This is a genomic window from Streptomyces sp. NPDC057617 (assembly GCF_042800555.1).
GTDB lineage: Bacteria > Actinomycetota > Actinomycetes > Streptomycetales > Streptomycetaceae > Streptomyces.
In genome coordinates, this window is sequence record NZ_JBHVGV010000004.1 from 278,854 (window position 1) to 291,741 (window position 12,888).

The 12,888-nt window shown below is 69.9% G+C and carries 10 protein-coding genes; 7 read left to right on the forward strand and 3 right to left on the reverse strand.

Going from position 1 to position 12,888, the window contains the following annotated elements; translation table 11 throughout:
• The first annotated feature begins 75 nt into the window (after nucleotides 1–75).
• The 6 genes from ACFU9P_RS12840 (at nucleotide 76) to ACFU9P_RS12865 (ending at nucleotide 8,445) form a co-directional block, all read left to right on the forward strand.
• Nucleotides 76–2,739, forward strand: a complete 2,664-nt coding sequence (locus ACFU9P_RS12840) for a bifunctional SulP family inorganic anion transporter/carbonic anhydrase (protein ID WP_384079529.1) — start codon at nucleotides 76–78, stop codon at nucleotides 2,737–2,739.
• Between the two features lie 208 nt (nucleotides 2,740–2,947).
• Nucleotides 2,948–4,903, forward strand: a complete 1,956-nt coding sequence (gene acs, locus ACFU9P_RS12845) for an acetate--CoA ligase (protein WP_384079532.1) — start codon at nucleotides 2,948–2,950, stop codon at nucleotides 4,901–4,903.
• Nucleotides 4,904–5,158: 255 nt separating this feature from the next.
• On the forward strand, nucleotides 5,159–6,556 hold the full coding sequence (nhaA, locus tag ACFU9P_RS12850; RefSeq protein WP_384079535.1) for a Na+/H+ antiporter NhaA: 1,398 nt from the start codon (nucleotides 5,159–5,161) through the stop codon (nucleotides 6,554–6,556).
• Nucleotides 6,557–6,601: 45 nt separating this feature from the next.
• On the forward strand, nucleotides 6,602–7,096 hold the full coding sequence (locus tag ACFU9P_RS12855; RefSeq protein WP_384079539.1) for a phage holin family protein: 495 nt from the start codon (nucleotides 6,602–6,604) through the stop codon (nucleotides 7,094–7,096).
• Entirely contained in the window at nucleotides 7,093–8,019 is a 927-nt protein-coding gene (locus ACFU9P_RS12860) for an alpha/beta fold hydrolase (protein ID WP_376373405.1), read from the forward strand. Before ACFU9P_RS12855 ends, ACFU9P_RS12860 begins: the two co-directional genes overlap by 4 nt.
• Nucleotides 8,020–8,265: 246 nt before the next feature.
• A complete protein-coding gene (locus ACFU9P_RS12865) occupies nucleotides 8,266–8,445 on the forward strand; it encodes a hypothetical protein (RefSeq protein WP_079023004.1) in 180 nt (59 codons plus the stop codon).
• Here the strand turns inward: ACFU9P_RS12865 and ACFU9P_RS12870 are convergent.
• From ACFU9P_RS12870 to nth, 3 genes are all read right to left on the reverse strand, one after another.
• Nucleotides 8,442–9,641: a MarP family serine protease gene (locus ACFU9P_RS12870; RefSeq protein WP_376373409.1), complete on the reverse strand. Its 1,200-nt coding sequence runs from the start codon at nucleotides 9,639–9,641 to the stop codon at nucleotides 8,442–8,444. The two genes, ACFU9P_RS12865 and ACFU9P_RS12870, sit on opposite strands and share 4 nt — an antisense overlap.
• A 207-nt stretch (nucleotides 9,642–9,848) precedes the next feature.
• Nucleotides 9,849–10,565, reverse strand: coding sequence for an NUDIX hydrolase (locus ACFU9P_RS12875; protein WP_384079545.1), 717 nt, complete (start codon nucleotides 10,563–10,565; stop codon nucleotides 9,849–9,851).
• A 253-nt stretch (nucleotides 10,566–10,818) separates the two neighbouring features.
• The gene (nth, locus tag ACFU9P_RS12880) at nucleotides 10,819–11,778 is read right to left on the reverse strand and encodes an endonuclease III (RefSeq protein WP_384079548.1); all 960 of its coding nucleotides are present in this window, start codon (nucleotides 11,776–11,778) and stop codon (nucleotides 10,819–10,821) included.
• A gap of 398 nt (nucleotides 11,779–12,176) precedes the next feature.
• Here nth and ACFU9P_RS12885 point away from each other — a divergent pair, with 398 nt between their 5' ends.
• The gene (locus tag ACFU9P_RS12885; protein WP_015034542.1) at nucleotides 12,177–12,851 is read left to right on the forward strand and encodes a Crp/Fnr family transcriptional regulator; all 675 of its coding nucleotides are present in this window, start codon (nucleotides 12,177–12,179) and stop codon (nucleotides 12,849–12,851) included.
• Nucleotides 12,852–12,888 lie beyond the last annotated feature (37 nt).

Below are 12,888 nucleotides of genomic sequence, written 5' to 3' on the forward strand. Positions count from 1 at the left end.
CCGCTGCTGCACGCCGTGCCTCACGGCCGCGCCCCATGCCCGCGACCGCGCCGCCACCCGGAGGAGACGGAGAACATGTCCAGTTGCGTCAGCACCCGTACCGACCAGGCCTCGCAGACGAGCCGCACCACAGCCAGATCCCGGTTCCGCCGGATCTCACGCTTCGGGAGACCCCACAGCCCGCCTCCGGGCGGGCGCCGCTTCCGGATCGCCGGGGCGGATGTGTCCGCCTCGATCTCCGTCTTTCTGATCGCGCTGCCGCTCTCCCTGGGCATCGCGCTCGCCACCGGCGCGCCGCTCCAGGCGGGTCTGGTCGCCGCCGCGGTCGGCGGGCTGGTCGTCGGCCGGCTGGGCGGCGCACCGCTCCAGGTCAGCGGGCCCGCGGCCGGGCTCACCGTCGTCACGGCCGATCTGATCCAGCGGTACGGCTGGCGCACCACCTGCGCCATCACCATCGGCGCCGGGCTCGCGCAGCTCGTCCTCGCGGCGCTGCGGGTGGCCCGGTCGGCGCTGGCCGTCAGCCCGGCGATCGTGCACGGCATGCTCGCGGGCATCGGCGTCACCATCGCCCTCGCCCAGCTCCATATCGTGCTCGGCGGTTCGCCCCAGAGTTCGGCCGTCGCCAATGTGCTGGGGCTGCCCGCCCAGTTGGCCGATCTGCATCTGGGCGCGGTGTCGGTGAGCGTCCTGACCATCGCGGTGCTGCTCGTGTGGCCGCGGATTCCGGGCCGCGCGGGCCGGATCGTACGGAAGGTTCCGGCCGCGCTCGCCACAGTGGCCGTGGCGACGACCGTGGCCGCCCTGGCCGGGATCAGTCTGGAGCGCGTCGATCTGCCCTCCTGGCGGAGCCATGCCATGCCCGAACTGCCCGAGGGGCCGGTGCTGGGGCTGCTCGCCGCCGTACTCACCGTCACGATCGTCGGAAGCGTGGAGTCGCTGCTCTCCGCGGTCGCCGTGGACAAGCTGGTGGCCCGCCGCAAGGAGCCGCGCGTTCAGATCCCGTCGGCCCGTCTTGACCGGGAGCTGGCCGGGCAGGGCGCGGGCAATGTCGTATCGGGCGCGCTCGGCGGACTGCCCATCACCGGTGTCGCCGTGCGCAGCGCCGCCAATGTGGCAGCCGGGGGCGTCAGCAGGAATTCGACCATGCTGCACGGCCTGTGGATCGCGGTCGCGGCCCTGCTGCTGGTGCCCGTACTCGATCTGATCCCGCTGGCGGCCCTGGCGGCGCTGGTGATGTTCGTCGGAATCCAGATGGTGAACCTCACGCATATGCGGAACGTGCGGCGGAACCGCGAACTGCTGGTGTACGTGGCGACGCTGGCCGCGGTCGTGTTCACCGGTGTGCTGGAAGGCGTGGTCATCGGGATCGCGGTGGCGGTCGCGCTGTCACTGCACCGCCTGACCAGGACGCGGATCACCACGGAGGAGCGCAGCGGTGTGCACCGTATCCAGGCGCGCGGGCAGTTGACGTTCCTCGCCGTGCCGAGGCTCAGCCGGATGCTGCAACAGGTGCCGGACGGCGCGGACTGTGTCGTCGAGCTGGACGGGTCCTTCATGGACCACGCCGCGCATGAGGCGCTGTACGACTGGCGGGCCGCGCATATCGCGCGGGGCGGTACGGCCGAGTTCACCGGCAGCGCGGGGGCGCGGCTGGAGCCCGCCGCCGAGTTCCATGCCTGCTGCCGGCCGTGGACGTCCTGGCGCAACCACCATTGCGGCCGGCATCCCACAGAGGAGCAAGCAGTGGCGGAGCAGACGGCCGCCGCGAGAGACAAGGAGCCCGCCTACGCCGGCGCGGGGGCGGCGGAGACGGAGCGCCCGGCCGACGGCCGGACCGGCGGTGGAGCTTCGGCCGACTTCTGGCCGCGCCGCGACCAGCCCGACGGCGCCAAGACGGACGCCACCGAGGTCAATGGCTCTGTCGACGGCGCTCGGTCCGGCGATCAGTGGGACGAGACCCACCGGTCCGGCCGGGCCCAGTCGGACGGGCAGGAGGGAGCTGAGGGCCTTGGTCGTACTCCGGGCATCCGTCAACTGGCCAGCGGGCTCAGCTCGTTCCAGCGCAATACGGCCCCCCTGATGCGCGACGAGCTGGCGCGGCTGGCGCGGGAGGGCCAGCACCCGTCGCAGCTCTTCCTCACCTGCGCCGACTCCCGGCTGGTCACCAGCATGATCACATCAAGCGGCCCTGGCGACCTCTTCACCGTACGGAACGTCGGCAATCTGGTGCCGCTGCCCGGGACGGACGGCGGGGGTACGGACGATTCGGTGGCGGCGGCGATCGAGTACGCGGTCGATGTCCTGCGGGTGGAGTCCATCACCATCTGCGGGCACTCGGGGTGCGGGGCGATGCAGGCCCTGCTCAACGCGCCCGACCACGCGGACGACGAGCCTCCGACACCCCTGCGGCGCTGGCTGCGCCATGGACTGCCCAGTCTGGAGCGGATGAGAAGCCCGCAGCACGCCTGGGCCCGGATCGCCGGACGGCTGCCGGCCGACGCGGTCGAGCAGCTCTGTCTCACCAATGTGGTCCAGCAGTTGGAGCATCTGCGGGCCCAGGAATCGGTGGCCCGGAGGCTGGCCGAGGGCACCTTGGAGCTGCATGGGATGTACTTCCATGTCGGCGAGGCCCAGGCCTATCTCCTGGCCGACGGCACCGGGGCCGGACTCGGCGGCGGAGCCGGCGAAGAGGTGTTCAACCGGGTGACCCCGACCACGCTGGAGGAGTCGCGCGCCTGAACCCGGCCCCTGCCCCATCCGTGAGAGTGTGTGGCCCCCCTTCCTCATTTGCCCCGGGAGGGAGGGCCGCCCACCACCGTACGGAACGCCGCAGCGGGGCAGACGCCACATAGGTCTAAACCAATTTCCGGAACACCCTTGTCACCCGGGCATCCGCCTGATGAGCTAGGCCCGGGACACATAGGACGCCCTGGGAAAGGGAGATGTCGTGAGCAACGAAAGCCTGGCCAATCTGCTCAAGGAGGAGCGGCGGTTCGCGCCGCCGGCCGAGCTGGCCGCGCACGCCAATGTGACGGCGGAGGCGTACGAGCGGGCCGAGGCGGACAGGCTTGGCTTCTGGGCCGAGCAGGCGAGGCGGCTCACCTGGGTCACCGAGCCGACCGAGACGCTGGACTGGTCGAACCCACCGTTCGCGAAGTGGTTCGCGGACGGCGAGCTGAATGTCGCGTACAACTGCGTCGACCGCCATGTGGAGGCCGGCCACGGCGACCGGGTCGCGATCCATTTCGAGGGCGAGCCGGGCGACAGCCGCGCGATCACCTACGCGGAGCTGAAGGACGAGGTGTCCCGCGCCGCCAACGCGCTCACCGAGCTGGGGGTGCGGAAGGGCGACCGGGTCGCGGTCTATCTGCCGATGATCCCCGAGGCCGCCGTCGCGATGCTGGCCTGCGCGCGGATCGGAGCCGCGCACTCCGTGGTCTTCGGCGGCTTCTCCGCCGAAGCGGTCGCCTCCCGTATCCAGGACGCCGACGCCAAGCTGGTGATCACCGCCGACGGCGGCTACCGCCGGGGCAAGCCGAGCGCGCTCAAGCCCGCCATCGACGAGGCCGTGACCAGGTGTCCGCAGGTCGAGCATGTGCTGGTGGTACGGCGTACGGGCCAGGACACCGCCTTTGACGACAGCCGCGACGTGTGGTGGCACGACATTGTGGGCCGCCAGTCCGCGGAGCACACCCCGGAGGCGTTCGGCGCGGAGCACCCGCTGTTCATCCTCTACACCTCGGGTACGACGGGAAAGCCGAAGGGCATCCTGCACACCTCGGGCGGCTATCTCACCCAGGCGTCCTACACCCACCACGCCGTCTTCGACCTCAAGCCCGAGTCGGACGTGTACTGGTGCACCGCCGACATCGGCTGGGTGACCGGCCACTCGTACATCGTCTACGGACCGCTCGCCAACGGCGCCACCCAGGTCATGTACGAGGGCACGCCCGACACCCCGCACCAGGGCCGCTTCTGGGAGATCATCCAGAAGTACGGGGTCACAATCCTCTACACGGCGCCGACGGCGATCCGTACGTTCATGAAGTGGGGCGACGACATCCCCGCCAAGTTCGATCTGACCTCGTTGCGCGTCCTGGGTTCGGTCGGCGAGCCGATCAACCCCGAGGCCTGGATCTGGTACCGGGAGAACATCGGCGCGGGCAAGACCCCGATCGTGGACACCTGGTGGCAGACCGAGACCGGCGCCATGATGATCTCCCCGCTCCCCGGGGTCACCGAGACCAAGCCCGGTTCGGCGCAGCGGGCCCTTCCCGGTATCTCCGCGACCGTCGTCGACGACGAGGCCAATGAGGTGCCCGACGGAGGCGGCGGCTATCTGGTCCTGACCGAGCCGTGGCCCTCCATGCTCCGTACGATCTGGGGCGACGACCAGCGGTTCATCGACACCTACTGGTCGCGCTTCGAGGGCAAGTACTTCGCCGGGGACGGCGCCAAGAAGGACGACGACGGCGACATCTGGCTGCTGGGCCGGGTCGATGACGTCATGCTGGTCTCCGGCCACAACATCTCCACCACCGAGGTCGAGTCCGCGCTGGTCTCCCACCCCAAGGTCGCCGAGGCCGCCGTGGTCGGCGCGGCCGACGAGACCACCGGTCAGGCCATCGTGGCGTTCGTCATTCTGCGCGGCAGCGCGACCGTCGACGACGGTCTGGTCGCCGAACTGCGCAACCATGTCAGCACCACGCTCGGCCCGATCGCCAAGCCGAAGCGGATCCTTCCGGTCGCGGAGCTGCCCAAGACCCGCTCCGGCAAGATCATGCGACGGCTGCTGCGCGATATCGCCGAGAACCGTCAGCTCGGGGATGTCACCACGCTCACCGACTCCTCCGTCATGGAGCTGATCCAGCGGCAGTTGCCCACCGCGGCAAGCGAGGACTGAGCGGCAGCGGTACGAAGTACGGGGCGTCCGGCACGATGAATGTGCCGGGCGCCCCGCTCTGTTCCGTACCGCTCCGCGTGAAGCTGTTCGGTACCGCTCCGTATGAAGATCATCCGGTACATCACCCGTGCACCCCGGGTAAGGTGGGCAGCGCGTCAACGACACAATAAAATTCTGGGTGCGCCGGGAAGTCTGGTCGGCATGTGATCCGTCATGTCCGCCGATCGCACAGAACCGACCCGGAGGTCGAGACCCGTGTCAGCGCCCACGCCCCCCGCCCGCAAGTTCCTCGGACGTCTGTCGCTGCCCGAGCGGAACTATCTCGCGGACGCGCTGCGCGCCGAGACCGTCGGCGGCGTGATTCTGCTGGTCGCCGCCATCGTCGCTCTCATCTGGGCGAACACCCCACTGAGCGACAGCTATGTATCCGTGAGCGCGTTCCACTTCGGGCCCAGCGCGCTCGGCCTCGACCTCTCCGTACAGCACTGGGCCGCGGACGGCCTGCTCGCCGTCTTCTTCTTCGTCGCCGGCATCGAGCTGAAACGCGAGCTGGTCGCGGGCGAACTGCGCGATCCCAAGGCCGCCGTGCTCCCCGTGATAGCGGCGCTCTCCGGCATGGCCGTACCCGCGCTGGTGTACGTACTGGTCAACGTGGTCGGCGGCGGAAACCTGGACGGCTGGGCCGTGCCCGTGGCCACCGATATCGCCTTCGCGCTGGCCGTTCTCGCGGTCATCGGCACCTCGCTCCCGTCCGCGCTGCGCGCCTTCCTCCTCACCCTCGCGGTCGTCGACGACCTCTTCGCGATCCTGATCATCGCGGTCTTCTTCACCAGCGATCTGAACTTCGCGGCGCTCGGCGGCGCCGTCGCCGGCCTCGCCGTCTTCTGGCTGCTGCTGAGAAAGGGGGTGCGCGGCTGGTACGTGTATGTCCCGCTGGCGCTGGTCATCTGGGGCCTGATGTACAACAGCGGCGTCCACGCCACCATCGCGGGCGTCGCGATGGGCCTGATGCTGCGCTGCCACCGGAGGGAGGACGAGGAGCAGTCGCCCGGCGAGCGGATCGAGCATCTCGTACGACCGGTCTCGGCAGGTCTGGCCGTACCGCTGTTCGCTCTCTTCTCTGCGGGCGTCCCGCTCTCCGGAGGCGCGTTCGGCAGAGTCTTCACCCAGCCGGAGACTCTCGGCGTCGTCCTGGGACTGGTCGTCGGCAAGGCGGTCGGGATCTTCGGGGGCACCTGGCTGGCCGCCCGTTTCACCAGGGCCGAGCTGAACGACGACCTGGCCTGGCCCGATGTCTTCGCCCTCGCCTCGCTCGCCGGGATCGGTTTCACGGTCTCGCTGCTCATCGGCGAGCTGGCCTTCGCCACCGATCCGGTCCTCACCAGCGAGGTGAAGACGGCCGTCCTGACCGGTTCGCTGATCGCCGCCGTCATATCCGGTGCTCTGCTCAAGATGCGGGTCCGCACCTACCGTGTGCTGTGCGAGGAGGAGGAACGGGACGAGGACCTCGACGGCATACCCGACGTCTACGAGCAGGACGATCCGGCGTACCACCTGCGCATGGCGGCGCTGTACGAGGCGAAGGCCGCGGAACATCGCAGGCTGGCGGAACACGCGGGGGCGGCGCGCGGCAAGGGCAACAGTCCGGCATGATCGGACATCGGATCCGTAGCACAGAAGCGAAAAGAGGGAGTCACGATGAGCGACCCCGGCAAGCATGTCGCCGACGCTGTCCCGACCGGCACAGTGGTCGAGCCCGTCGGCACCGACCGCAGTATCGGTCAGTTGGTCGCGTCCGCGACCGCCGAGATGTCCGCGCTGGTGCACGATGAGATCGCCCTGGCCAAGGCCGAGATCCGACAGGACGTCAGGCGGGGCGCGATGGGCGGCGCCGCGATCAGCATCGCGGGCGTCTTCGCGCTGTTCTCGCTGCCGGTGCTGAGCTTCGCCGCCGCGTACGGGATCCACAATCTGGGGCTCGGGCTCGCCTGGTCGTTCCTGATCGTCGGCGCAGCGTTTCTGGTGCTCGCCGCGCTGGCCGCCGGGCTCGCCCTGCTGAAGTTCAAGAAGGTCAAGCCGCCGGAGAAGACCATCGCCTCGGCGAAGGAGACGGCCGCGGTGCTGCAGAACGTCAAGCCCCACCCCCGCGAGGTGGGGAAGCGCGTCACGTCTGTGGCACGCTCGTCTGCATGACCGCCGCTGATTCGCCGGCCTCTGCCGTCCGTCTTCCTGGTCCCTGGACACATAGAGATGTGGCGGCCAATGGTGCCCGCTTCCATATCGCCGAGGTGGGAGAGGGGCCGCTGGTCCTGCTGCTGCATGGTTTTCCACAGTTCTGGTGGACCTGGCGGCATCAGCTCACGGCGCTCGCGGACGCCGGCTACCGGGCGGTGGCCATGGATCTGCGCGGGGTGGGCGGCAGCGACCGTACGCCCAGGGGGTACGACCCCGCCAATCTGGCGCTCGACATCACCGGGGTGGTGCGCTCCCTCGGTGAGCCCGACGCCGCGCTCGTCGGGCATGACCTGGGCGGCTATCTCGCCTGGACCGCGGCCGTGATGCGGCCCAAGCTGGTGCGCAGGCTGGCGGTCTCCTCGATGCCCCATCCGCGGCGATGGCGCTCGGCGATGCTGTCCGACTTCTCGCAGAGCCGGGCCGGTTCCTATATCTGGGGCTTCCAGCGGCCGTGGCTGCCGGAGCGTCAGCTCGTCGCGGACGACGCGGCGCTGGTGGGGCGGCTGATCCGGGAGTGGTCCGGACCCGGGCTGCCGGACGACGAGGCGATCGAGATCTACCGGCGGGCGATGACGATCCCGTCGACGGCGCATTGCTCGATCGAGCCGTACCGGTGGATGGTGCGGTCGATGGCGCGGCCCGACGGCATCCAGTTCAACCGGCGGATGAAGCGCGCGGTACGGGTGCCCACGCTCCAGTTGCACGGGTCGCTGGACCCGGCGATGCGGACGCGCAGCACGGCGGGATCGGCCGAGTATGTGGAAGCGCCCTACCGGTGGCGGCTGTTCGACGGTCTGGGGCACTTCCCGCACGAGGAGGATCCGGCGGCGTTCTCCTCGGAGCTCATCAACTGGCTCCAGGACCCCGAACCGGATCGCTGACGATCCGGATCACCGACCACCGGATCACGGACCATCCGGATCGCTGACCATATAACCCGAATCACCGACCATCACCCGGACCGGTGATCCGAACGACTGATCAGCGGGGCCGCACGGCGGCGCCCCTGGGCCGTTATGGTCACCCGCTGAACGCTTGTCCTACGAACAGCCAATTGCCTCGCGCATAGGCCAATTGGCCCTCTCCCGTACGGTTACCGACCATGGGGCCCGGGCAGACGTCGGGGTATGGGCTGGACGCACGACTACGGTGACGCAGCACGCAACCGCCGCTCGGCCGCTGGGCCGATCCCCCACAAGAGGGGCGGCGCGGAAGGTCAGGGCCACGATCCGAGGCTCGGCATTTCCCTGATTCTCCGCCGGAGGGCGCGCTGGGTCTCGGCCCGACTCCGCCACCAGCGCAGCTAGAGCGCGCACTGGTCGGTGTCGACCTGCTGGTTGGCGGTCCTGCCGAGCGTGATGTCGTCGCGGATCTCATCGGCCGTCAGGGCATAGCCGGTCTGCGGGTCGTCGAGCGACCTGGCGAAGATCACTCCGTACACCTTGCCCTCCGGGGTGAGCAGCGGACCGCCGGAGTTGCCCTGGCGTACGGTCGCGAACAGCGAGTAGACATCGCGCCGCACCTCGCCGCGCCGGTAGATGTCCGGGCCGTTGGCGTTGATACGGGCGCGGACGCGCGCGGAGCGTACGTCGTAGGCGCCGTTCTCCGGGAAGCCCGCGACGATCGCGCCATCGCCGGTCACCGCGTCCGAGTCGGTGAACTGGAGGGGCGTGGCCGGCAGGTTCGGCACGTCCAGTACGGCGATGTCGCGCCGCCAGTCGTAGAGGACGACCTTGGCGTCGTACAGCTTGCCCTCGCCGCCTATCTGGACGGTGGGCTCCTCGACGCCCCCGACCACATGCGCGTTGGTCATGACCCGGCGGTCGGCGAAGACGAAGCCGGAGCCTTCGAGGACCTTGCCGCAACTCGGCGCCGTACCGACGACCTTGACTATCGAACGCTGGGCGCGGGCCGCGACCGGGCTGCCCGCGAGCGCCGGGTCCGGGGGCCGGACCTCGGTGATGGGCTCATTGTCGAACGGGCTGAAGACCTGCGGGAAACCGTTCTGCGCGAGGACGGACGAGAAGTCCGTGAACCAGGTCGACGCCTGCGCGGGCACCACCCGGGAGACCCCGAGCAGCACCTTGGAGCTGCGGACCTCCTTGCCGAGCGTCGGCAGTGACGTGCCCGCGAGGGCCGAGCCGATCAGCCAGGCGACCAGCAGCATGGCCACGACATTGACCAGCGCCCCGCCGGTGGCGTCCAGGGCGCGGGCGGGCGACCAAGTGATGTGCCTGCGCAGCTTGTTGCCGAGGTGGGTGGTGAAGGCCTGGCCCACTGAGGCGCAGACGATCACTATGACCACCGCCACCACGGCGGCCGTGGTGGAGACCTCGGAGTCGGCGGTGAGCCTGGCCCAGACCACGGGCAGCAGATAGACCGCGACAAGGCCGCCGCCGAGAAAGCCGATCACGGACAAGATGCCCACGACAAACCCTTGGCGGTATCCGACGACCGCGAACCATACGGCGGCGAGCAGCAGCAGGATGTCCAGCACGTTCACCGTCAATTGCCTCGCTAGCCTCGCGGATACGTCTCGGTCGCCCGGCCAGGCCGGCGGTACGGGCCGCCGCCCGGCCGGTGGTGGTACGGCCCCCAGTCCCCGTCCGGTCGGCGGCAGGGCCCGGCAGGCCGTGGCGGAAGCCGCCACGGTCACAGGGCCCGGAAAGGGTCACCGCCCCCGGAAGGGCACAGCATGAGGGCCAGACTGTCATGTGTGCCAGTCGAGCGGGACCTGCTTCGAGCGGTCCCACGGCCGCTCCCATCCCGCGAAATGCAGAATCCGGTCGATCACTCCGGCCGTAAAGCCCCATACCAGGGCAGAAGCCACCAGGAAGGCCGGGCCCTGATGCCCACTGGGGTGGCGTGCGATCGCACGGTTGGCCGGGTCCGTGAGATCCGCCACGGGCACGGTGAAGACCCGGGCGGTCTCCGCGGGGTCGACCACACCGACGGGGGTGGGGCTGCGCCACCAGCCGAGGACCGGTGTCACGACGAAGCCGCTCACCGGGATGTAGAGCCTCGGCAGCACGCCGAAGAGCTGGACGCCCGACGGATCGAGACCGGTCTCCTCCTCGGCCTCGCGCAGCGCCGCCCGCAGCGGCCCGGTCGTGGCGGGATCCCCGTCCTCGGGATCGAGGGAGCCGCCCGGGAACGAGGGCTGGCCCGGATGCGAGCGCAGACTGGTCGACCGCTCCATCAGCAGCAGCTCCGGGCCCCGGGGGCCGTCGCCGAAGAGTATGAGCACGGCGGACTGACGCCCGCGTCCGCTCGCCGGCGGCAGAAAGCGGCTGAGCTGCTCGGGCGCCACGGTCTGCGCGGCGCGCTCGACGGGGGCCAGCCAGTCCGGCAGCCCGTCGGCGGTCACGGCGATCCCGGCCGTCGGATCGCCGTAGGTCTCATCAGCTCGTGCATCGGCTCGTGTCATAGGCACCCCTGTCGCTCAACGCCTTCCACCGGCCGGATCGTTCCGCCCGGGCGGCCTCGTACCGTAGTCCCCCGCCCGTACGCCGCACCGCCCGAGCGGCGCATACCGGACACCGGCCGCCCGGGGCCGCGGATGCCGCCCGTCATGGCCCGTATCGCAGGTGCGGTACGTAACGCAAGTGCGGTACGTATCGCAGGCGCGGTACGTACCGAACCCGTGGCACGTAACGCAGGCGTGGCCCGTGACGCGGTTCTCATACGGCACCCATCGGCGCGGCCGCCTTGCCCGGGTAGTCGGGGGGCGGGTTCAGCCGCTGGCCCGGATAACCGCCCATCTCGTACTTGAGCAGCTTCTTCGCCTTCTCCGGATCCGTCTCGCCCTCGCCGTACGACGGGCAGAGATGCGCGATCGGACAGGCACCGCAGGCCGGCTTGCGGGAGTGGCAGATACGGCGGCCGTGGAAGATCACCCGGTGCGAGAGCATGGTCCACTCGCTCTTGGGGAAGATGGCCGCGATCTCCGCCTCGACCTTCTCCGGGTCCTCCTGCTCGGTCCACTTCCAGCGGCGGACCAGCCGGCCGAAGTGCGTGTCGACGGTGAGACCGGGGACACCGAAGGCATTGCCCAGGACCACATTCGCCGTCTTGCGGCCCACGCCGGGGAGCGAGACGAGATCGGCCAGCCGGCCCGGGACCTCGCCGTCGAAGCGGTCGCGCAGCGCCGTGGACAGCCCTATCAGGGACTTCGACTTGGCCCGGAAGAAGCCCGTGGGCCGGATGATCTCCTCCAGCTCCTCCGGCACGGCCGCGGCCATGTCCTCGGGCGTCGGGTACTTCGCGAAGACCGCGGGCGTGGTCTGGTTGACCCGGAGGTCGGTCGTCTGCGCGGACAGGACCGTGGCCACCAGCAGCTCGAACGGGTTCCGGAAGTCCAGCTCGGGATGGGCGTACGGATAGACCTCGGCCAGCTCGCGGTTTATCCGGCGGGCACGGCGGACCATGGCCAGTCGCGACTCGGGCTTGGCGCCCGCATCCTTGGCGCCCGCGCCCTTATCGCCCGCATCCTTGGCACCCTTGGCGCTTGCGCTCCTGGCACCCGCGCCCTTGGCACCCGTAGACCTGGCGCCCGCGCCTTTGGCACCCGCAGCCGATCCCTTCGCGGCCTTCGTGCCCTGTGCGGACTCCTTCGCGGAACCCTTGGCGGGCTCCTTCACCGAGCCTTCCGTGGACCCTTTTGCGGCTTTCTTCGGTTTCGCCGAGGGCTGTTCGCCCACAGCGGAATTTGGCTCCGCTGACACTCTTCCAGCCCCCTTGGCCTGCGCTGTCATCGGCGGATTCGACACTCGGCCAGCCTAAAGCCCCGCACTGACATCCGCCCCGGCCATGGCCGATCACCACCCGAATCGGCACAGCGGGCACCTGAACGCACGTACGTGCGTCAAACTTGTGACTGATCACATGGTTTCGGACAAGCGGAATCCGACGGAGGGCCGAACGGCCCAGGGATGCCAAGCCACCCGAGAAGAAGCGGCACGTACGGCATCATGGGGACGACGGTTCCCGCGCAGGTGGGGACCACAGTTCCCTGAGCAGGTCGACAAGGAGAGAACACGTGGACGACGTTCTGCGGCGTGCCCCGCTCTTCGCGGCGCTCGATGACGAGCAGGCGGCGGAGCTGCGCGCCTCGATGAGTGAAGCGACGCTCGCGCGTGGTGACGCGCTCTTCCACGAGGGCGATCCCGGCGACCGGCTGTACGTGGTCACGGAGGGCAAGGTCAAGCTCCACCGCACCTCCCCCGACGGCCGCGAGAACATGCTGGCCGTGCTCGGCCCCGGCGAGCTGATCGGTGAGCTGTCCCTCTTCGACCCGGGCCCGCGCACCGCCACCGCGACCGCGCTCACCGAGGTCAAGCTGCTGGGCCTCGGCCACGGCGATCTCCAGCCCTGGCTGAACGCGCGCCCGGAGGTGGCCACGGCCCTGCTCCGCGCCGTCGCCCGGCGGCTGCGCAAGACCAATGACCAGATGTCCGACCTGGTCTTCTCCGATGTCCCGGGCCGGGTGGCCCGTGCGCTCCTCGACCTGTCGCGCCGCTTCGGTGTGCAGTCGGAGGAGGGCATCCATGTCGTCCACGACCTGACGCAGGAAGAGCTGGCCCAGCTCGTCGGCGCCTCCCGCGAGACGGTCAACAAGGCGCTCGCCGACTTCGCGCAGCGGGGGTGGCTGCGGCTTGAGGCGCGCGCGGTGATCCTCCTGGATGTGGAGCGACTGGCGAAGCGCTCGCGCTGAGCAGCCGGGTAACGGATTTTTGCTCGGAAGGGTCTCC